15 protein-coding genes, 2 tRNA genes, 1 other RNA gene and 1 pseudogene are annotated in these 22327 nt (G+C 44.7%); 8 read left to right on the top strand and 11 right to left on the bottom strand.

What is annotated here, in order from left to right; translation table 11 throughout:
- The first annotated feature begins 27 nt into the window (after nt 1–27).
- Nucleotides 28–2853: a heavy metal translocating P-type ATPase gene (locus tag A7325_RS02910; protein ID WP_068404463.1), complete on the top strand. Its 2826-nt coding sequence runs from the start codon at nt 28–30 to the stop codon at nt 2851–2853.
- Nucleotides 2854–2972: 119 nt separating this feature from the next.
- Here the strand turns inward: A7325_RS02910 and A7325_RS02905 are convergent, their stop codons facing one another.
- Nucleotides 2973–3695, bottom strand: a complete 723-nt coding sequence (locus tag A7325_RS02905; protein ID WP_011280732.1) for a Bax inhibitor-1/YccA family membrane protein — start codon at nt 3693–3695, stop codon at nt 2973–2975.
- 309 nt (nt 3696–4004) lie between these two features.
- Between A7325_RS02905 and A7325_RS02900 the strand changes: the two genes are divergently transcribed.
- Together A7325_RS02900 and A7325_RS02895 are read left to right on the top strand one after the other, a co-directional pair.
- A complete protein-coding gene (locus A7325_RS02900; RefSeq protein ID WP_068404461.1) occupies nt 4005–5006 on the top strand; it encodes an NAD(+) kinase in 1002 nt (333 codons plus the stop codon).
- 62 nt (nt 5007–5068) lie between these two features.
- Nucleotides 5069–5380: a YeaC family protein gene (locus A7325_RS02895; RefSeq protein WP_068404460.1), complete on the top strand. Its 312-nt coding sequence runs from the start codon at nt 5069–5071 to the stop codon at nt 5378–5380.
- 158 nt (nt 5381–5538) lie between these two features.
- Here A7325_RS02895 and A7325_RS02890 read toward each other — a convergent pair whose 3' ends face one another.
- The 5 genes and pseudogenes from A7325_RS02890 to A7325_RS02870 all read right to left on the bottom strand — a co-directional run bounded on the left by A7325_RS02890 (nt 5539) and on the right by A7325_RS02870 (nt 12817).
- On the bottom strand, nt 5539–5913 hold the full coding sequence (locus A7325_RS02890) for a HopJ type III effector protein (protein ID WP_068404458.1): 375 nt from the start codon (nt 5911–5913) through the stop codon (nt 5539–5541).
- A 174-nt stretch (nt 5914–6087) separates the two neighbouring features.
- Nucleotides 6088–6255: pseudogene (gene csrA, locus A7325_RS02885) on the bottom strand (carbon storage regulator CsrA); the annotation flags it as partial.
- Between the two features lie 373 nt (nt 6256–6628).
- On the bottom strand, nt 6629–7915 hold the full coding sequence (locus A7325_RS02880; protein WP_068404454.1) for an aspartate kinase: 1287 nt from the start codon (nt 7913–7915) through the stop codon (nt 6629–6631).
- A 298-nt stretch (nt 7916–8213) separates the two neighbouring features.
- On the bottom strand, nt 8214–10886 hold the full coding sequence (gene alaS, locus A7325_RS02875; RefSeq protein ID WP_068404452.1) for an alanine--tRNA ligase: 2673 nt from the start codon (nt 10884–10886) through the stop codon (nt 8214–8216).
- 188 nt (nt 10887–11074) lie between these two features.
- Nucleotides 11075–12817 carry a TIGR00341 family protein gene (locus A7325_RS02870; RefSeq protein ID WP_082894263.1) on the bottom strand — a complete coding sequence of 581 codons (1743 nt, stop codon included), beginning with the start codon at nt 12815–12817 and terminating at the stop codon, nt 11075–11077.
- A 357-nt stretch (nt 12818–13174) separates the two neighbouring features.
- On the opposite strand from A7325_RS02870, the gene A7325_RS02865 reads away from it, so the two are divergent.
- Complete coding sequence (locus A7325_RS02865) at nt 13175–13384, top strand: hypothetical protein (RefSeq protein ID WP_068404450.1); 210 nt, start codon at nt 13175–13177, stop codon at nt 13382–13384.
- Between the two features lie 208 nt (nt 13385–13592).
- Here the strand turns inward: A7325_RS02865 and A7325_RS02860 are convergent, their stop codons facing one another.
- On the bottom strand, nt 13593–14978 hold the full coding sequence (locus A7325_RS02860; RefSeq protein ID WP_197488862.1) for a L,D-transpeptidase family protein: 1386 nt from the start codon (nt 14976–14978) through the stop codon (nt 13593–13595).
- A 427-nt stretch (nt 14979–15405) separates the two neighbouring features.
- On the opposite strand from A7325_RS02860, the gene prmB reads away from it, so the two are divergent.
- The 4 genes from prmB (at nt 15406) to ssrA (ending at nt 19073) form a co-directional block, all read left to right on the top strand.
- A complete protein-coding gene (prmB, locus tag A7325_RS02855; RefSeq protein ID WP_068404448.1) occupies nt 15406–16578 on the top strand; it encodes a 50S ribosomal protein L3 N(5)-glutamine methyltransferase in 1173 nt (390 codons plus the stop codon).
- 86 nt (nt 16579–16664) lie between these two features.
- Nucleotides 16665–17768, top strand: coding sequence for a chorismate synthase (gene aroC, locus A7325_RS02850; protein ID WP_068404446.1), 1104 nt, complete (start codon nt 16665–16667; stop codon nt 17766–17768).
- A gap of 189 nt (nt 17769–17957) precedes the next feature.
- Nucleotides 17958–18629: an alpha/beta hydrolase gene (locus tag A7325_RS02845; protein ID WP_068404444.1), complete on the top strand. Its 672-nt coding sequence runs from the start codon at nt 17958–17960 to the stop codon at nt 18627–18629.
- Between the two features lie 85 nt (nt 18630–18714).
- Nucleotides 18715–19073, top strand: a transfer-messenger RNA (tmRNA) gene (ssrA, locus tag A7325_RS02840).
- 198 nt (nt 19074–19271) lie between these two features.
- Here the strand turns inward: ssrA and A7325_RS02835 are convergent.
- From A7325_RS02835 to A7325_RS02825, 4 genes are all read right to left on the bottom strand, one after another.
- Nucleotides 19272–19358: transfer RNA gene (locus A7325_RS02835), tRNA-Leu, on the bottom strand.
- 122 nt (nt 19359–19480) lie between these two features.
- Nucleotides 19481–19554: transfer RNA gene (locus tag A7325_RS02830), tRNA-Cys, on the bottom strand.
- Between the two features lie 218 nt (nt 19555–19772).
- Nucleotides 19773–19907, bottom strand: coding sequence for a putative transporter small subunit (locus tag A7325_RS13915; RefSeq protein WP_223808464.1), 135 nt, complete (start codon nt 19905–19907; stop codon nt 19773–19775).
- Nucleotides 19908–20009: 102 nt separating this feature from the next.
- On the bottom strand, nt 20010–21656 hold the full coding sequence (locus tag A7325_RS02825) for a sodium:solute symporter family protein (RefSeq protein ID WP_197488863.1): 1647 nt from the start codon (nt 21654–21656) through the stop codon (nt 20010–20012).
- Between the last annotated feature and the right edge of the window lie 671 nt (nt 21657–22327).

The following is a 22327-nucleotide window of genomic DNA, read 5'->3' as shown; positions in this document are numbered from 1 at the left end:
AACTTGTCGAAAGGAAATAGCGCGATTATGTCTAGTATTCCCTCATCTATGCCAGCAAATAACAACCGCCACTATCAAGACCACTCGATTACTGAGGGTCTGGTGTTGCCGCTTGCCGGTCATTGTTTTCATTGCGGTGATCCGGTACCAGAGCCGCCGTTTCATACCGATATTTTAGGTCAGTCGCGCGAGATGTGCTGTATGGGCTGTCAGTTAGCGTCGCAAAGTATTGTCGAGGCAGGGCTTGAGCAATACTATCTTGACCGCTCGGAGATTAACCGTACGGCAAGTTTACCAACCCAGCTGACGCGCCTTGAAGCTTATGATCACGATGAAATAAAATCTCAATTTGTCTACGCCCAAGACGGCATGTCGGTAGCAGAACTATCGGTCAATAATCTGCGCTGTGCGGCCTGTACGTGGCTGATTGAGTCGCGGCTAGATGAGTTAGATGGCATCAGCCAATGTCAGGTTAATTTAACCAATCAGCGCATGCGGGTGATTTGGGACGAAGATAAGCTGCCGATTAGTCGTATTTTGGGCGTTATCAATGAGATTGGCTACGAAGCCAAGCCTTATCGTCAAGATACCCATGAGGCCATGCTGGCACGTCATAACAGTCAGATGCTATTACGGCTTGGTATCGCGGCGCTCGGCTCGATGCAAGCAATGATGTATGCGGTAGCGATTTATTTTGGCGAATATAGCGACATGCTTATTTTTCAGCGTGATTTTCTACGTTGGGTGTCGCTATTTGTGAGTACGCCGGTGTTCTTTTATGCCGGTGTGCCGTTTTTTACCTCAGCATGGTCAGCGATTCGTGCCCGCCAAGTCAATATGGATGTGCCGGTTAGTATCGCCTTAGTGGTGACCTTCTTTGCCAGTCTTTATGCGACCATTACCGGGCAAGGGGAAACGTACTTTGATTCGGTCAGTATGTTCATTTTCTTCTTATTGGCTGGGCGTTATATTGAGCATAATGCACGCTTAAAAGCCGCCACTATGGCCAATGACTTGGTGGTGGTCGAGCCCGTCTTGGTACAAAAAATTGCTGAAGATAAAGACGCGGCGGCGCGTATCTTGCAGCTCATAGAGCAAAATACGCTTAATAATACTATCTTTGATAATGACGCTCTTTCTGATAATAGTGCTGAACAGGTGCTTAATCCAAATAATAATTTAGCGACAAAGGGCACAACCACTAGCGCAAAAACGATGCCCAACTTTAAGCAAAGCATGGATGCCAATATTCAGCAATTGACGTCACGTATCGCTCAAGACTGGCAGCGAGCAAATCATAAACCATCAAATATAGCGCAGACAGAAGCCGTGCCAGAAAAAAGGCAGATGGTGACCGCTCATAGCTTGCAAGTGGGCGATATTATTATGGTGGAAGCAGGCTCTGAGATTATCAGCGATGGTATCTTGCTTAGCTCTACAGCGACCGTCTCGCAAAGCCTGCTAACTGGTGAGGGCGATTTAATCATCAAAACCCAAGGCGATTATATCGTTGGCGGCGCCCAAAACGACAGTCAGCCGTTTGAGATGTTAGTGACGGCATTGCCAGAAGACAGCCAGATAGGGTTGATTGATAGGCTGATGAATCGGGCGATGAGTGAGAAACCAAAACTCGCTCAGCAAGCGGATAAGCTGGCGCGTTGGTTTGTAGCGCGGATTTTAGTATTATCAGCTTTGGTGTTCATTGGTTGGTATATCGTCGACCCAAGCCAAGCAATTTGGGCAACGGTGGCGGTATTGGTGGCGACCTGTCCGTGTGCGCTCTCCTTAGCGACACCGATTGCGCTGACGGTAGCGACCAATCGATTGGCGAGTTATGGCTTTTTAACCACACGAGGCCATACGCTGCAAACCCTTGCTGAGATTACCCATGTGGCGTTTGATAAAACAGGCACGCTGACTTATGGTAAGCCCAATTTATTAAATATCGAGCGATTGGCAACTAATGATACGACAGCTGCTAGCAATGAAGAAAAAGACAAGCTATTAGCGATTGCCGCCGCGCTTGAAGTGGGCAGCCGCCATCCGATTGCTCACGCTTTGCTCACCGCCGCTTATCAATTACATCTGCCTGCGACGCAGTCGTTGCAATACTATCCTGCAGGCGGGGTAGAGGCAATGATTGATGGCGTCCTATATCGCATCGGTCATGTCGATTTTGCCATGGATAAAGCGAATACTGATTCTCAACAAAATAATGCGTTAACCATTGATTTAGCCACTCATCGTGCCAGCTCGGCGGTGGTATTGTCTTGTCAAAATAGTCCGTCAAATGCATGGCAAGCGCTGGCAGGTTTTTACTTTAACGATAAGGTACGTGATAGTGCGCCGTCTATGCTCGCCGCTCTCAAAAAATCAGGTATTGAGCCGGTCATGCTAACCGGTGACCCAAGTCCACAAGCACTGGTAATGGCGGAAGAGTTAGGCATGAAAGCCGCTTATAACGGCCTGTCGCCAACCGATAAAGTCAATCATATTCAAGCGCTGCAAGCAAAAGGGGCCGTCGTACTCATGGTTGGTGACGGTATTAATGATGCGCCTGTTTTAGCAGCGGCAGATGTCTCAACCTCGATTGCGGGCGCAGCAGATTTGGCGCAAGTCTCGAGTGACAGTATCATTCTAAATGGTCAAATCGAAGCTATCACGGCGGCGAAGCGTATCGCTGATAAGACCAAACGTATTATTAAGCAAAACTTACGTTGGGCGCTAATTTATAATAGTAGCGTCTTGATACCCGCAGCTTTAGGCTATGTGCCGCCTTGGCTTGCGGCGATTGGTATGTCGTTAAGCTCATTATTTGTGGTATTAAACGCGCTGCGTCTAAAGCGTGCTTAATGTAAAGCAGCTTAAACTTATTTATATAAACCTCAAAAATTACCCACAAAAAAACCGTCTTTATAAAGACGGTTTTTTTTATTTTAATTATTTTAAATAACGGCTAAACAGGGTTTAGATTAGTCTTGCAGGTAACTTAGCAGACGCATAAATTCGATATACATCCACACTAGCGTCGCAAGAATACCGATACTAAATAACCATTCGTAGTCTTCTGATACGCCCATCGCCACACCGCGATCGATATTATCAAAGTCCAATAGCAGCGTAAAAGAGGCGATAACAATCACAAATAAGCTAAAGCCGATAGCGATAGCGCCACCTTCGAATAAGAAAGGTAAGCTCGAGCCGAACGCTAAAGATAGCACCCACTGCGCCACATAAACCAACATGATAGCAATCAATGCTGAGGTGACGATTGAGCGGAATTTCTCAGTAACTTTAACCAAACCTGAGCGATACAGCCCTAGCATGACCGCTGCGGTGACAAAGGTCGCACACATCGCAGTGACAGGCACGCTTGGGTACATGCGCATAAAAAATAGCGAGATACCACCTAAAAAGATACCTTCCAATAACGCATAAGGTACGGCAAAAGTTTTGGCTTTTTGCGGCTTAAAGGTAATAAAAATAGCAAGACCAAAGGCGGCAAACATACTACCAAAAGCGGCCATGGTGATAAAGCCTTGTGATAGGCCTGCCATTAACGCATAAAAGAAAAATCCAATACCCGTAATCGCCGATAGTCCAAGCAATAAACTGGTCTTTTGAATCACACCCTTTACCGTCATCGGCGCGCCGCCAACGGCAAGCTCTGCGCGACTGACAATAGGATTTGCCATAAAGTTGTCCTTTTTAAAATATAAATAACTAAGATGCCAGCTACTTTAGCAAAACCGCCATTATTGTCAACTGTGTTTACGTGAGCGCATGCAAGGCATCACATAGCTATCGAGCCTTAATTAACTAGGGAATATCGACATATAAAGCGGTAATGAGTAGCAAAACAAATACGCTTAAAAGTGGCGTATGATAGAGGATATATGGGGCCAATTACGACAGTTAACAACGAAACTTCATAAACATGCTAGTCTAAGCGCTGATTTCTCGTTATCATTGCACTGTATTTTATCGTTATGCCGAGTCGTTTTATGGAAAACTCAGCGCAGTCCGCCCGATTGCCGCACTTACATGAATCAGAGCTGTTTCATGCCATCAAAAACCCAGCGTTTAGGCGCATTGGTTTGATGGGCCGCGCCGGAAAACGCAGCGTGACCCAAAGTCTGGTACAGATTGCCAATACCATCAATGAGATGAATCTGACATTGATTATGGATGTGCAGACGGCCAATTTGCCTACTTTGAACCTCACCGAAATTGAAAAAGTTAAAATCGTCAAACGTAGCTTGATTGGTGAGATTTGCGATTTAGTTATCGTAGTAGGCGGCGATGGTTCGATATTGCATGCCGCCGAAGCATTGGCGCGTTATCGGGTGCCAGTTCTAGGGGTCAACCGTGGTCGTTTGGGGTTTTTGGCCGATGTTAAGCCCAATGAAGCGGCCTTTAAACTACGCCAAGTATTGATGGGCGATTATCAGTTAGACCACAGGTTTTTGCTGACCATGGAGATTCGCGAAGGGCGAAAAATCATTCACGAAGATATGGCGCTCAACGATGTGGTGCTACATGCGGGTAAATCGGTGCACATGATTGATTTTCAGATGAAAATTGACGGGCACGATGTCTATCGTCAGCATAGCGATGGTCTCATTGTGGCGACGCCGACAGGTTCCACTGCTTATGCACTTTCAGGTGGTGGTCCGATTATTCATCCGAGTATGGATGCCATTTGTTTGGTGCCGATGCATCCACATACCTTATCCAGTCGTCCGATTGTGGTTAGCGGCACCAGCGAGATTTGTATTCGTATTCATGAGGACAACCGCACCCAGCCACAAGTCAGTGCCGATGGTAAGCCGAGTATCGCGCTCGACCAAGAGCAGCGCCTTTATATTCGTAAGCATCCTGATAAGCTGACCTTGCTCCATCCGCCAGGGTTTGATTTTTATGAAGCCTGCCGCACCAAATTACACTGGAACGTCCATGCCGAAGAATTCAGTATGGACATCGATGATGATATTATAGAAGAATGAATGCAGTGCTAGATTTCTCAAAACAGTACTGGATTATAAAATAGTCGCGGAGAGTAGGTACGATGGACAAACAAACGATATTAGCAAGTGTCACACCAGAAGTGGTAGAGAAGTTTCGCCAAGCCATTGAGCTGGGTAAATGGCCGGATGGTCGTAAGCTCACGCCTGAGCAGCGCGAAACTTGTATGCAAGCGGTGATGGTATGGGAGCATGAGCACCTGCCGCCAGCCGAGCGTACTGGCTATATTCATAAACCCGTGCGAGACGATGGCTCTGTCGTGGGCGCGGAATGTGATGTCGAGCACGAGCATCATTATCCCAATATGCCCAATCCTAAAGGGGCAGTACAACCCGTTAAATTCCACAATAAATAAGCAATAGCTTTGTCGCAATTAATTGAGATAAATAAGCGGCTAAGCGGCATTAAGCCAAAAGCACCAAATTGAAGGTAGGAAACAGCAAAAAGCCACGCTAATTGCATAGCGTGGCTTTTTTAATACTTTTAAAATAGATAGTTAGCGAAAATAGAAAACTACAGCGCGCTAGTATCAACACTTGGACGCGGCGTTAATGGATTTTTTTCCATCAAAAATCCTTGCCAGCCCCAATGTAAAAAGTTACGAATATTGGCATGGTCGGTACCCTTTGGCGTCGCTTGTACCTTGGCATAATGTTCACCAAACAGCTTTAGCGTGTCCAATTGGTTTAGACCATGGTGCTTAGCGAAACCAAAAATCTTGGCGCTGCCTTCGTTTTCGCCCGCTGCATTGTGCAGCATACCATTAACAAAAGGCGCTGGCGCATAGCGATAAAAATCATCAATAAAGCTGATGACATCATTGAATCCAATGGCTTTTTTATTCAAACCATTAAGTAGAGCCGATACATCTGATTGACGGATACTCATAAATACATGACCTCAGAGCAGATTAGAAAGCAAAAATAGGGTGCTTAATTTATGCCCAATAATTATTGATAGTTAGTTAACGAACAAGCGATCAACTTAGCGATTAAAATAGTCTTCATCATCGAATGAAGGTGCAAAGCTGCCTTGCTCAAGATGTTGCATTTGCGATTGTACCGTGCGTTCATGCTGAATACGCTGATAAATCTCTTCACGGTGTACCGCAATATCTTTTGGCGCATTGACGCCGATTCGTACTTGATTGCCTTTAACGCCTAGGACAGTCACACTGACCTCATCGCCAATCATTAGCGTTTCGCCCACGCGGCGTGTCAAAATTAACATGCGTCACACTCCTTATGTCGCATCAACAGATTATTACTCATCAGATTGCGTCTCAATTACAGGACATTACTCTAGTACTAAATAGGCAGAGCAGTCATTATAAAAACTCTGCGTCACCTAATACTCATAGCGGTAATGATAGATAAATTCATTTAGCCCAAATGAAAGCCCCATTATAGGGGGCATAACAGATACTGTCACGGATTTTCACAAAACTATTAGGTATATACTTACCTGAGCAATAGTAATAAAAGAAAATAGAGCCTAAAAAGACTCTATTTAATCAAAGTTTTACTAAAAAATAATCGCTATTTAGCCAATCGTTATTAAACCAGAAGTATCTTACAGCGATATAATGTATAGCCTTTACACATTATAACCCAGCGATTGTGCTGTCGCCGTCTTCACGGTCAAGACCAAAGGCGGTGTGTAACGATTTCACGGCCTTTTCTAAATGCTGCTCTTGGATAAGTACCGAAACTTTTATTTCACTGGTCGATATCATTTGGATATTGATGTTGTTTTCGGCCAAAGTCTGGAACATAAGGCTGGCAACTCCTGCATGCGAGCGCATACCAACCCCGACCAATGACACTTTTACCACTTCGTTATTGGCCAAGATCTCTTTGGCACCAATTTCATCTTTGACTTCGTTTTCTAGCACTTTCATGGTTTTATCCATGTCCGTACGGTTGACGGTAAAAGTAAAGTCAGTAGTGCCATTGGTCGATAAGTTTTGCACGATCATATCGATTTCGATATTGGCGCGACCGATAGGGCTTAGGATGGCAGAGGCGATACCAGGATGATCGGGTACACCGCGCACGACTATTTTTGCTTCGTCGCGATTAAAAGCGATACCTGAGATGATTGCCTGTTCCATGTTGTCTCCTTCGTCTATCGTAATTAGGGTGCCGACATTGTCTTGAAAGTCTTGGTCGAAGCTACCATCGTTGTTTTCATCAAAGCTAGATAATACGCGTAGAGGCACGCCGTATTTGCCAGCAAACTCTACTGAGCGAATCTGTAAAATCTTAGAGCCAAGGCTTGCCATCTCAAGCATTTCTTCAAAGGTAATCTTTTCAAGTTTTTTGGCTTTTGAGGTCACGCGTGGGTCAGTGGTATAAACGCCATCGACATCGGTATAGATTTGGCATTCATCAGCGCCTAAGGCTGCGGCAATGGCCACACCTGTGGTATCCGAGCCGCCGCGACCTAAGGTTGTGGCGTTACCTTCTTCATCGATACCTTGGAAACCTGCCACGATGACAATGTTGCCTGCATCTAGTTGCTCACGGATGTTTTTGTCATCAATGCTTTCGATACGCGCTTTGGTGTGGGCACTATCGGTTTTAATGGCGACCTGACGACCGGTGAATGAACGGGCGCCAATACCAAGCTCTTTAATCGCCATCGCCAGTAAAGAGATAGAAACCTGTTCGCCCGTTGAGACCATTTGGTCGTATTCGCGTGGATCAGGTTGGCTGCTGATTTGGCGTGCTAAATCAATCAAACGGTTGGTTTCACCGCTCATGGCAGACACAACTACGATCACTTGATGACCGTTGTCATGCCAACGTTTGACTCGTTTGGCGACATTTTTGATGCGGTCGATACTGCCCATCGAGGTGCCGCCGTATTTTTGTACTATTAACGCCATAAAAATCTACCTATTATTCACCAATGGCCATCTGTTACTTATCGACATCAATCCATCATGGCGCGGTCTGCCATGACAGTGCAAGATTCATTTTAATAACGATAAAGCCGAATTATAAAAATTGCGCCCTTTATTTGCTCTGCTATTTTACTGTTTATACCCATACACTTGATATGCTGACAGTCGTTAAGCGTGCTACTTTATACCATATTAGCGGTATAACTTTAAGTGCTAGCAAGCATTAGATATATGGCGATTGGTTATAACCGTTATAACCAATCGCCTATATTCCTACTATTTACGCAAGCTTTTCTGCAACCCAAGCGCTTAGTGCACTGATAACGGTATTGATATTGGCAGATTTTGGCGCACCGCCTTGGGCATAATCAGGCTTACCGCCGCCTTTACCGCCAAGCTCGCTTGCCAAATGACGAATAATATCGCCCGCTTTGACGCGATCGGTCAGCGATTTGTCAACGCTTGCTGCCAGTGCCAGCTGCTCATCTTTATCGCCAATCAGCACGATGATGCTGTACGGCAGTTTTGATTTCACATCGTCTATCAAGGTACGAATGGATTTGCCATCAACGCCACTTAAAGTGCTAATAAGTACCGATGTACCAGCGATGGTCTGCACGTCATCAAGCAAGTTTGCCGCTTGGGCGCTAGCAATTTTTTGCTCTAAGCGTTCTAGTTGTTTTTCCAAATCACGCTGCTTATCTGCCATGGTGCGCACACGCTGTGCAACCTCTGGACGTTTGACTTTTAGCTGAGCTGCAAGCTCGCTTAGTTGCTGCTCGCTTTGCTGCATGTTTTTAATGGCATTCATCCCAGTGACCGCTTCAATACGGCGAATACCCGCAGCAATACCTGATTCACTGGTGATTTTTAACACCCCAATATCACCCGTACGCTGGACATGAAGGCCACCGCATAGCTCGATAGAGAACGGCTTGCGTTGACCATCAACGATGCTATCGGTACCCATGGTCAAAACGCGTACATCATTACCATATTTTTCGCCAAATAACGCCATCGCACCTTGTTTCATCGCTTCATCGATAGACATATGCTCGATACGGGCAGGGGTGTTGGCTTGAATTTGCTCATTGACAAGACGTTCGATACGGCTAATTTCAGCAGCGCTAACCGGTTTGTCATAAGAAAAGTCAAAACGTAATACTTCGCTTGAGACTAATGAGCCTTTTTGTGTGACTGCATCGCCCAGTACTTCTCTTAATGCCGCATGCAATAAATGCGTCGCCGAATGGTTTTTGGCACTCGCCGCACGAATGCTGGACAATACCTGCGCATCAGCCGTTTGCTGAGCGTTAATTTCGCCCATAGTGACCACGCCATAATGGATAATGGCTTGGCCAGATTTTTTGGTGTCTTGCACTTCAAAAACACCTGTCGCTGTGCGAATTTCACCCAGCTCACCCACCTGACCACCGCCTTCAGCATAAAACGGGGTACGGTCAAGGACAATAACGCCTTCCATGCCTTCGGCCAAGCTCTCGGCTGGATTGCCGTCTTGATAAAGCGCATGGATGGTAACGCCGTCTTCTTCAAGCTGTTCGTAGCCGACAAAGGTCGTTGGGTTGTCTACTTGAATGACGCTACTATAATCAACGTCGAATTTGCCCGCATCACGCGCACGTTCACGCTGTGCTTGCATGTGCTCATCGAATTCTGCTTCATCAATCACAATGCCGCGCTCACGGGTGATATCAGCGGTCAAATCAACGGGGAAACCATAAGTATCATAAAGTTTAAATGCTGCTTCACCAGAGAGGGTATCGCCGTCTTGCAAGCCTTCAAGCTCGCTGGCAAGCAAGCGTAACCCTTGTGCTAAGGTTTTGGCAAATTGGGCTTCTTCTTTTTGAATGGCATTTTCAATCGCGCTTTGTTTGTCTTTTAGCTCGGGATAGGCGTCGCCCATCTCAGCAACCAAAGGCGCGACCATTTTATAAAAGAATTCACTGTCCGCACCAAGTTTATTGCCATGACGTACGGCACGGCGAATGATACGGCGCAGTACATAACCACGCCCTTCGTTACTAGGGGTTACGCCATCAGCAATCAAAAAGGCCACGGCACGAATATGGTCGGCGATGACTTTTAATGAGGATTGTTGCTCGTTTTCAATATCTAAAATCTTAGCCGCCGCATCCATTAGATGGATAAATAAATCTATCTCATAGTTGCCATGCACGCCTTGCATGATGGCGCTAATACGCTCAAGCCCCATGCCAGTATCGACGCTCGGCGCAGGTAGCGGCAGCATGGTACCGTCTTTTTGACGGTTAAACTGCATAAAGACGCAGTTCCAAATCTCGATATAGCGGTCGCCATCTTCTTCTGGCGTACCCGGCAATCCGCCTTCGATATCAGAGCCATGGTCATAAAAAACTTCGGTACAAGGGCCACAAGGACCGGTATCACCCATGGTCCAAAAGTTATCAGAGGCGTACGGTGCGCCTTTATTATCACCAATACGGATGATGCGCTCACTAGGCAAGCCAATGTCTTTATGCCAAATATCAAAGGCTTCATCATCAGTTTCATAAATGGTCACATACAAGCGGTCTTTATCGATTGCCAACCATTTATCGGAAGTTAAAAATTCCCAAATATAAGCAATACCCGCTTGCTTAAAATAATCGCCAAACGAGAAGTTGCCGAGCATCTCAAAAAACGTATGATGGCGCGCCGTATAACCGACATTATCCAAATCGTTGTGTTTACCACCGGCACGGACGCATTTTTGTGAGCTCACCGCACGCGTATAGTCGCGCGGCTCCATACCCAAAAAAGTCTCTTTAAACTGATTCATACCGGCATTGGTAAATAGCAATGTCGGGTCATTGTAGGGAATCAAGCTCGACGAGGCGACGGGGGTGTGCTGCTTGCTTATGAAAAAATCGATAAAAGCTTGACGAATATCGGCTGAGCGAAATGGCTGGCTCACAGCGGCTCCTTACTGACGAATGGTTTTATTAAATAGAATAAGTAAAATAATTTTGCAAGCGATTTTAGCACAAACGTACCAAGCGTGTTGAAGATTCATCAGCAAACGCAGCGGAAATAAGGCTTAATTTTCTTTATTAAGCAAGCGCTTGTATTAAGTGACTAGGATAAATTAAACCGCCAAACACATCAGTTGGTTAAAATGGTCACATCGGTTTTATCGAGCTTATCTTGAATAAGTGGATGCGACTCAATCACCTGCACGGGCATATAGCGTAGCTGTAAGCGTATCGGTAAATAGTCGGGAAAATTATCTGCCATATCTTGGCTAATAATCGCCTCAATTTGGCGGACGTCATAAAAGGTAGGGGTGGTCTCGCCGCGAATCACCGCGCGCACGACTTGATTGGTAGTGTCTTTATCGAACTGGGTATTGGTCAGCACGTTGCCCTTGTCGCTAAAATAGCTATTAATCGTCTCTTTGACGCTACTTTCAAACCCTTGCTGCTTGGCGTTGGTTTGTAGGTTGATGGTTAAATAGGTCCCTAAAACGCCCAATAACAATAACGTCACCGCATTACGCCGTAAAAAGGTCCAATAAGTACTTGATTTATAATCATCATCGACCAAGCGGCGAAAACCTAGTAGCCATAGTACCAAAGCGTTGGTAAATTGAATGGCGATAATATTGGTCAAGGCCAATAGCAGCGCGCCAAGTCCCATTTGCATCTCACCATTGGCAAATAATATCCCACTGGCGGCAAGCGGTGGCACCAATGCCGTAGCCACAGCGACCCCAACCACAGCGACCGATAGGTGCGGCGAAACCATCGCATAAGCACCTGCCGTACCACCAGCTAAAGCAATCATCAAATCCATCGAAGTTGGCTGCGTACGCGATAATATCTCAACAGTAAGTGGTTGATCTTTATGTAGCCAGCCGACGATGAAACCGACCAACACCACCAAAGAGATGCCAAGAAATACTGTAATAAGTGATTTTCGTAATAGCGGCATACGGTGGTCAATAATCGCCAACGCCACGCCAGTGATAGGACCGAGCATCATTGCTACCAGCATCGCGCCGATAACCACCGCCGCCGAATTGGTCACCAAACCATAGCTTGCGATGATAGCCGAGAGGATATTCATCACAAAATACATTTTACTCGGCAAGGCGTTGGCCTCAATCCGGACCCGTACTTCTGGATAGTCTACTTTTTTATTACTGAATTGCTCGGCGACAAACTGCTTATAAGACTCAAGTTTGGCTTCTTTTTTCTCTTTTTTCTCTTTGATCTCTTCATCTTCGCTATCTTCTACAGTGTCGTCTGCGTTGTTTTCGTCTTTCACCGTTCTACTTTTCACCGTTCTATCGCTGGTTTGGCTGCTATCTTGAACTTGAGTAACGTCCTGCTCGTTTTGCTTGCTATCTTCTTTTTCGTCCGCGTTTTCTATATTTAAACTTGGTTTTGAATCTTCTTGTAGGCTCTGTTTAGTGAGTGACTTATCAGGTTGGATATTGTTTGAATTTGTCTGGCTAGAGTCAGTCTTATCTGCTCGGCTGACCTCAGCTTTATCCTTCTCCTGAAAAAACGCTTCCGCTGTATCGGTAAAGTCAATGTCTGCATTATCATTTGTAAATTCATCAACAGGTTGAGAGTCGTCAACTTCTTCTGGCGTTTCTAAGGAAGCAACCACCACATCGGGTGCCACCGTTTCCATTTTGATGGTTGCCTCAGGCACCTGCGCATCTTTTGACGCTTCTGCTAATGCATTATCACTATTACTTTCGCTATGCGCCTGTGCTTCGATAACAGCCTCGTTGTCGATATTGTCAATGTTGTCAGTCTTACGCGTGGCTGCAAGCTCGCTAGCGTTTTGAGGGGTATTTATTGGCAGTGAGTCTTTATCGGTATCAGATGAGGTCATAAAAGAATGCTTTATTAAAGAACAAGGTTAGAAACAAGTAGGTAACTAAAATAAGTTAAACGCAGCAGGTTAAAAATTCCAAAACTAAAAAGTAGGAAGTCTACTATTGTAATGATAAATGTCCAATATCGTGTAAATTTCTTGTACCTAAATAGAGGGAGATAAAAGACAGATAAGAGGATAGTTTGGCTATATTTTCAAGAGAAAAATGCCAAGTACAAATCAATAATTATAATATGGCTTTTAATATGAATCACTTGCTATAAATGGGCTGTGGGTCTATAAGAAAAGGCTTACTATTTGTGTGGATTTGGTGTATAAAGGTGTTATACCCACACAAAAAATGAGGAATAAATCATGAACTGGCCACTATTTTCTGTCATCTATTCAATAGCTGCAACCGTGACCGTCGGTGTATTAATGATTGCTGCTTTGGTCACAGGATTTAACCAAATCCCGCACATCCAAATGGCGGTTGCCGCAGGTATCATTGTATCCATTCCAGCTGCCTTATTTTTTACCAAAAAAGTGGGAAGTATCACGGGTAAGGAAGGTCATAAGGCTTAGGGCTACAAAGCTACGAATTTAAGACTAAGCCATTTCAAAAGCTGGCTATTTCAAAAGCTAGCAGTTTCAAAAGCCCGCCACCATAAAAATTAAAAATAAAGAAAGGCAGCTTAGCTTTAGAATTTATATAAAATAAAAAACAGCCCCTAAAAAGGAGCTGTTTTTTTATTGCTTATAAGGCGTGGTTATGCGTTTTCATTAATAACAACTATTTTAGCTCAACGGTGGCGCCATTTTCGATATTGGCATATACCTCTAACACATCCCAGTTGGTCAAACGGACGCAACCAGCGGATGCTTGGCGGCTGATACCTTCAGGTTTCGGTGAACCGTGTAGACCATAAGATGGCTTAGACAAGCCCATCCATACCACACCGACAGGGCTGTTTGGACCTGGTGGTAGCATATGTACTTGTTTGTCTGACCCTTTACCAACGGTCGCTTTATACCACGGCATTTTTACTTTATTAATGATTTTAAACGTGCCTTGCGGTGATGGCGTCGCATCACTTCCGACTGTTGTTGGATAAGTGGCGACCAGTTTATCACCGTTATAAGCATAAAGGGTTTTGTCGGCTTTATTGGCAACGACGCGATTAATCCGCTGTTTGAGTGGATCGCGCGTATTTAAAACGGTGATGGTTTCGCCAGCTTTATACTGTTTGTTTTTATTCAACTTGTCTAAATAGCGCACGTCCATATGGAAACGCTCACCTAACATCTCTTTGATGTCCTGATAATATAAGCCTTTCATTTTCGACTTAGCCTCTGCGCCTGCAGGCGTGGTAGCAAAGTTGGTTTTTACATCATCTTCGGTGATGGTATAAGTCACTAGCACTGGCTTATTGGCTGGGATATTTTTATTCAAAGCGTCCCATGTTTTTTGATCCATTTTACCAGTTGCAGGCAAGCCTTTCATGGTTTGGAAGTTAATCAGTGCCTTTTTACTGTTCATACCCCAGCCGCCATCAATAGCGCCCGGTGAGGCATGATTCCAATCCAACAACGCCTGCATTTTGATGGTCATTGCGGAGTTGACCTTCATGTTCGGTGTCCAAGTGGCACCGTTGACTTGTTTGGCATAATTAGACAGGTTTAGCGTGGTATATTTTTTACCATCGACATCTTCGATACTTTTGATAGAAGTATCGGCTGGGCGGTTATTGGCTATTGCTGCACTAGGAGCGGCAACAGCTTGGCCATCACTGATGTCATCGGTGCTATCAGACTGTACATCTTTACGCGCTAGCTCTTCGACACTCATATTATCGGCGCTGACGCTTTGTTGCTCATCTGCTTGTTGCGCGTCATTGTCGTCTTCGTCAGCTTCCTGTTTTTCATCAATCAGCTGCGTCATACGATCAGGCGATTTAGGCTTTAAAGCAGGCGTGGCTACGGCAGGCGCGCGACTATCGAGTGAACTGCTGCGGTTTTCTTGCACGTTAAGGCTGACTTTTTTCGCCAAACTAGGCATTGAGTCAGCTTTACGTACTGGTAGAGTGCGCGTATTGTCGGCAGGGGCAGCAACAGCGCTGACACTGGCACTAACAATCGCAATAGATATAGCGGTGATAAGGGGCTTCATTTTCATCATATTGGCTTACTTATGGTTATAACTAATGCGGCTATTATGCGCATAATTTGGACGCTTCGCAAACTTTTGACACATCTTTTTTCGTTTAGGGCTTGCTAAACGTCAACAGTTGACGTATTCACTACAGTTGGGAAATAATTTAGTCATGCTAGTTATAAAAGAGCATTCACATTTGGTTAGAGTCTTGCTTATTTGCTTTATCGTTAAATGCTAGAGTGATAAGAGGTTAATGATACATTTACCTATCATAAAAGTTGCCTTATTTATTTGCAGTAGCTTTTTGCGCTAAAAAATACAGCCATTGGCGCAGCGCAAGGTTTACGTCTATAATGTATGACAAGTTTTTATTTAATAAATCGGCTGTTAAAAGTCAGCGATTTAATCCATCCGCATGTCGTCGATACGCGTGCAATCAGTAAGGTGTGATATGTCAGAAGACCAAACCATGAGCGCAGAAGAGTTTCAAAATCAGTACTTTGCTGATGAGTCGCAAGGCTTAGGTGATGAGATGACCTACAATTTGGAGTCAGAGCTGCTCGGTGAAGACGATGAGTTTGCCAATCTGCGTGCAGAGCTTGCAGAGGCGCGTGAGCAACTGGTCAGTATCCGTGATTTTATTCGTTTTGCGGTCACACAGCTGCGCAACTATGACGTGGTCGTCGCTCAAGGAACGACGGATGAATTTGCCGAAGCGTCGGCGATTGTGTTGCACACGCTGTCCTTAGATTGGGCAGCCAATGATCAGATTCTCGATTGCCGTTTAACCACTTCAGAAAAGCAGCAGGTACTGGGCTTATTAGAAGAGCGTATCGCTGAGCGTAAGCCGTTGAGTTATCTCATTAATTTATCGTATTTCTGTGACCTGCCTTTTTATGTCGATGAGCGCGTCCTAATTCCGCGCTCACCAATCGCCGAGCTGATTCGTCAGCAGTTCCATCCGTACTTCGATGTTAATGAGTTGGCAAAGCCGCTCGGTATGAGTATGAACAATCAAGCTGCCGCCTTCTTTGACCATGGTTTAGAGATTAAGCAGTTGGCGCAGCCTGAGCGTATTTTGGATTTGTGCACCGGTTCTGGTTGTATCGCTATTGCGCTTGCCACCCGCTTTGTTGATGCCTTAGTCGATGCGGTTGATATTGATAAAGGAGCGCTAGAAGTTGCGATGGTCAATGTCGATCATCATGACTTAGGTCATCAAGTTAATGTGATTGAGTCTGACTTATTTGCCAAGATTCCTGCTGAGCATCAATATGAGCTAATCGTTACCAATCCTCCTTATGTCGATGCCGCGATTATGGCCGATTTGCCACCAGAGTTTTTATATGAGCCAGAACATGCGCTCGCTGCTGGTCAGGACGGACTAGATTTGGTACATCGTATCTTGTTTGAAGCGCCAGATTATCTTAGCCCTGAAGGGTTGCTGGTCTGTGAAGTCGGCGATAGTGAATGGGCGTTAAAGCAAGCGTATCCTGAAATCCAATTTGATTGGTTGAAATTCGCTCACGGTGGTCATGGTATTTTTGCTATTACCTATGACGAGCTTATGACTCATCGTCAATTATTTGCCGCTTATGTGCAATTATTAGATGGTAATCAATAAAGTAAAATTGACACTGACACTAAATTAAAAAACGGCAATTAAAAAGCAGCAATTAAAAAATCGACTTCATTTGTTTAAGGATAAATATGGCTGGCAATAGTATTGGACAGGTTTTCACCGTAACGACGTGCGGTGAGTCGCATGGTGCAGGCCTGATGGCTATCGTCGATGGCGTTCCGCCAGGTTTAGAATTGTGCGAAGCAGATTTGCAGATAGATTTGGATCGCCGTAAGCCTGGAACGTCTAAATACTCAACCCAGCGCCGCGAGTCTGATGAAGTCGAGATTATCTCTGGGGTATTTGAAGGTAAGACCACGGGCACCTCGATTGGGCTTTTAATTCGTAATACCAATCAAAAATCAAAAGACTATAGTGAAATAAAAGACACTTTTCGCCCCGGTCATGCCGATTATACCTATAGTATGAAATACGGCTTTCGCGATTATCGCGGCGGCGGGCGTTCATCAGCCCGTGAAACGGCTATGCGGGTGGCGGCAGGTGCCATCGCTAAAAAATATTTGCATGAGCGCTTAGGCGTACAAGTGCGCGGACATGTTACCCAAATTGGCTCGGAATACAGTCAAGTGCTAGACCCGAGTCAAATTGACTGGGATTTTGTCAATAGCAATCCGTTTTTTTGTGCGGATAAAGAAGCGGTCAGCCGCTTTGAAGTCTTGATAGACAGCTTGCGCCGTGAAGGCACGAGTTGCGGAGCACGTTTGGAGATTATCGCAAGCGGCGTGCCCGTCGGATTGGGTGAACCGGTATTTGACCGCCTAGACGCTGATATTGCCCACGCGATGATGAGTATTAATGCCGTCAAAGGCGTAGAGGTCGGTGATGGTATGGCGGTAGCTGGACAGTTTGGTCATCGCTCACGTGATGAGATGACCCCTGGTGGTTTTACGGCCAATCATGCGGGTGGCATCTTGGGTGGTATCTCATCAGGCCAAGACATCCGCGTTAGTATTGCCTTGAAGCCAACCTCTAGTATCACCACGGCTGGCAAGAGTATCAACACAGAGGGTGAAGCGATTGAGATGCTGACTAAAGGGCGCCATGACCCTTGCGTGGGTGTACGCGCGACCCCCATTGCTGAAGCGATGCTAGCGATTGTGTTACTCGATCACTATCTGCGCCATCGCGGTCAAAATGTCGATGTTAAGCTGCCAGTGCAGTCGATTACTTAAATTTTCTACCATCTATTTATTTGCCCTTTGCCGCATCTACTGCTGTTCTATTAGATACGTTAGAGGGTTTTTTTATGCATGCCTAAAAAGTTAAGTAGGTAAGTTATAAACTCTATTTAAATACGGTATGTCTTGCTTAATAAAACAAACAAATCTGGTTTTATTTATCAGTTGAAGGAACTTAAACACATGAGTAACTATTTAGATGCTGTTATTGTTGAACATAATCCTACAAACAAAGTGATTGACCGAGCCGTCATTTGGCTGCATGGCTTGGGTGCTAGCGGTCATGACTTTGAGCCAGTTGTACCACAGTTAGGTCTTGCGGATGACATGGCAGTACGTTTTATCTTTCCGCATGCGCCTAATCGTCCAGTGACGGTTAATGGTGGTATGGTCATGCCCGCATGGTATGACATCTTAGAAATGAGCCTTGAACGTAAAGTCGATATCGCTCAAATCGAAGAATCTTCTCAGCAAATCCATGACTTGATTGCTCGTGAAATCGAGCGCGGTGTTAAGCCTGAGCATATTGTCATTGCGGGATTTTCGCAGGGCGGGGCAGTGGCGTATCATGTGGCACTTGGCTATCCACAGCGCTTAGCAGGCTTGATGGCGCTGTCTACCTATCTGGCGACCAATGACCATATCAACTATAACGCCGCCAACAAAGATATGCCGATATTGATTGAACACGGTACGCATGACCCCGTCGTGCCTGTGGTTCTAGGCGAGCAAGCACAAAATTTGTTATCGGAGAAAGGCTATAGTGTCGTTTACCATACCTACCCGATGGCGCATCAAGTTTGTATGCCGCAAATTCAAAATATTGGCCAATGGATGAATAAAGTTTTGGCTTAGATAATTGAGCTGTAACTTAATGTAATACAGAAGGTTTTTAGGTTGAAAACTGATAGGCAGGTACTATATAATAGTCAGTCTTATTGGGGATGTTCTGGCTTCGACGCTGGTGATGAAACTCAATGATGCATGTCGAGAGTGTATGTCCTCTCGTTAATCAAACATATATTGTTATAGTCGCAAACGACGAAACTTACGCTCTAGCAGCTTAAACCCTGCTTACTTGGTTGCTGATCACCTACAGTTGGTCAACTAAGTTGAAGCGTCCGCATGTAGGCTCGCCACAAGTGATTGTCTCAATCGCTTGGGTTCAAAAGTAGAGAATCGTCCAATCCATCCTGACTGTCGGATCGGTGCGGATTAAAACTAAAGACAGAAACTAAACATGTAGATTCATGAGCGTAATGCTGGCGGACGCGGGTTCAACTCCCGCCATCTCCACCAAATACTAAAAATCCGATCACATAATGTGGTCGGATTTTTTTTGATTTAAATTTATTACTAAGTTCGGAATGTAAAGTTTTAATGAGAGTAGAAGGTTGATTGATCTATTTGATAGAGTTCAAAGACAATAAAAGCACTGTTTTCTTAATGCGCTTATAAGAAAAAGGCCTCCAATCGCTTGGAAGCCTTTTAATATAATGGTACCCGGAGCCGGACTTGAACCGGCACGCTATTACTAGCGAGGGATTTTAAATCCCTTGTGTCTACCAATTTCACCACCCGGGCAAAACTTGTCTTATCTAAAAGTAAGCTTTCTACTTATTAGATAGTGGTCGCTATTATAAGCATTTCCATTAATAATGCAAGCTAAAATTAACGTCATACTTATATATTTATAGCTAAATAATTGGAGGCTGAGGTCGGAATCGAACCGGCGTTAACGGAGTTGCAGTCCGCTGCATGACCACTCTGCCACCCAGCCAATCAAGGATGCCTATATTAGCAAAAATAATTTAAATTACAAGTCATTTTTTAACGAAACAGCGCTTATTTGCTAAGTTGCCGCTATTTAACCATAAATGAGGCATTATTTGAGCCTTAATAAGGTAAAAGGACAGCAAAAGTGGTGCAAATGAAGTCATCGCCAAACCTAAATTCAGTGATGACTTGTTAAAAATAATTATTCTAGTTTAGCGCTTGCTAGACAATATCTTGATTATTACGTTTTGCTTTTTTGAAATCGCGATAAGTTGCGGTACAGATTAATGTCAGCACCCCAAGGGTAATCGCCGGCCAGACGAGGATATAAAATCCATAGATAAAGACGTTGTCCATGATGTCTCCTTATAGTGTTTATATAAATTTTTTGCTTACTAGATTTTAGTAACAATGGCTAGCCAAGCATTGGTTAACCATCAATGACTAATGAGTTTTTGCTTAAGTTTTTGGTAACGTTTGTGCTTGCGGCTGTTTATCGTAGTTGTCCACCCGCTGTTTAATGAGGTCAAAATCAAAATGCTCGTCACCCATAAGGCTAACAATCACGCAGACGATGGTACTGGCACCGTAAGCGGTCAAGGAAGCCAGCAAGACCATATATTGGCGTAAAAAGCCGGTGGCAAAAATGAGCATCAGTACGAGCGTAATAGCGGCGGCGCCCACACCGATTTTGCGTCCTAAAAAGCCAAAGACCATGAGTCCAATGACGACAGCAGCACCAACACTGGCCAAAATTTCAAAAAATAGTGCGGTGAAGCCTTCAATGGGAATCAGCTCAAAGCGCGCGACGCAAAATAATAACAACCCGACGATGACGGCTGAGGTAAAGGCCACATTGGTGACGCGATTCCAGAACACACTGGCAATCACAGGGAATACAATGGTGCCCCACAATGCGCCAACGAAGACCAGCATGACCAATATATCAAGCTTAAAGCTGGCAAAAATCAATCCGGCAGCGGTGGCAATAATCATGGTTGAGCGTCCAACCAGCATCATGGTTTTTGGTTTTACGCGCCCTTTAGCGATATTTTTGCCATAAACGTCCGCCATCATAATCGTTGATAGCGCCGATAAATCTGAGTCAGCGGTTGAGGATAACGAGCCAATGACCAAAATAAAGAACAAGGCAATAAATACCGGATGCAAATAAGTACTAACCATTTGCGGGATTAAGTTATTCATATTGCCATCGAGCGGTTCAATACCAATGGTCAAAGCCATCAAGCCAATCATACCAAGTCCAATGACGATGCCCGCGTAGCCGACCGTTGCAGTGACAAAAGTGGCTTTGATTTTGCTTTTATCAATGGCAAATAATCGCTGGGTAATGGTTTGGTTGCCGATAGCATAAGCCAATACCGCGACAAAATAAGGCGCCCCTTGCTGAAAAAAGGCTTCAGAAGAAAACAGGTTTTGCTGCTCTAAGGTTAAGTTTGATAAGCCACTGACCATGACCGATGGCCCGCCCATGGCAAATAGCACCGCAGGGATGATGATGACTCCAATCGCCATCAAAGCAACTAATTGAGCAAAATCGGTAAATACGGACGCTCGAAATCCAGAGGTTAACGTATAGCTGAGCACTCCGACACCTGCGATAATGACGCCGGTCTGAAAAGATAACGGCGATAATACTGATACCAAAGCACCAGCAGCGGTGAAGTTGACCATCAAGCTAATTAAGCTGCCCATAAGGTTAGATATTGCTAAAATTAATTGGCTTGATGATCCGTGGCGCGCGTGGATAAGTTCACCTAAGGTGTGTCCATTAGGAGCAAGTTCGCGAAAGCGCATGCCAAAAGGGTAGATGAATAAAATCATCAAGGCGCCCCAAAAACCATAATGTAGCGGTCCTGAAACGCCGTATTTATAACCGGAGGTTGCAGCCGCATAAAACGAGGCTGCCCAAATCCAAGTTGCAGTCATACTCGCCGCGCCCATGCCAAAACCGACACCATGACCGGCGACCATAAATCCAGAAGTGGTTTCCTTATCTTTTTTAATCAATAAAGACAGCAGGTAAGTACCGCCATAAAATCCTAATAAAAGTAAAAGAATGGTGATTGATGAAAATTGGAACAATGACTCAGTTTTCAAATTCATACCTCGCAATTGTTTGAAGAATAAAGGTTTGCAATAAAAGTCATGCCACAAACTGTTAGGAATGTAATAGGACGCATTGGTTCTATTCGCTGCTTGTATACAGCGCACAAGCACGCAATGAGGCAAGCCAAACGCTCACGTTAAATGTGATGCCGCTTTTTCATTTAGCACAGCCTGTTAGACAAATATTTGACAAAAAATATAGACTAAAAATTTGTCTTAGAAATAACGGCGGCAACTCTCAATAGGCGTCTGTTAATGGATTGACCATTACGCTGTCAAGTGATGCCTACTCGATAGTAACGAGACGCTAAAAGACGCTTATTGACTAAGCATCTCTAGCAAAAATACGGATAAGCACTGAGCCTAAACTGCTTGAGCGGTGCTAAATAGAGCTGTTTATAGTAGCTGCGTTAAGCAACAGTTAGGATGGGTTTTCATCCCTTTATTGCTTGTGAGCGAACATCCGCTGTCGTGATAATAAGTAAATTTTTACGGCAGTTATTGCCAGTATTTACTTCTCATTGATAAATAAAACTACAGCGATGTTAAATTATCGTAACATGTTTGTGCGGTAAGAGTAACCTATTCTGTCTGCTATCTCAAATTTTACCGCAGACTTTTTAGTCAGCCAGCATTAAGATAAACTA

It is taken from the genome of Psychrobacter sp. SHUES1, from assembly GCF_001652315.1.
Taxonomy (GTDB): Bacteria; Pseudomonadota; Gammaproteobacteria; order Pseudomonadales; family Moraxellaceae; genus Psychrobacter; species Psychrobacter faecalis.
The sequence above is the reverse complement of the archived record's forward strand: the minus strand, read 5'-3'. Positions and strand labels throughout refer to the sequence as shown.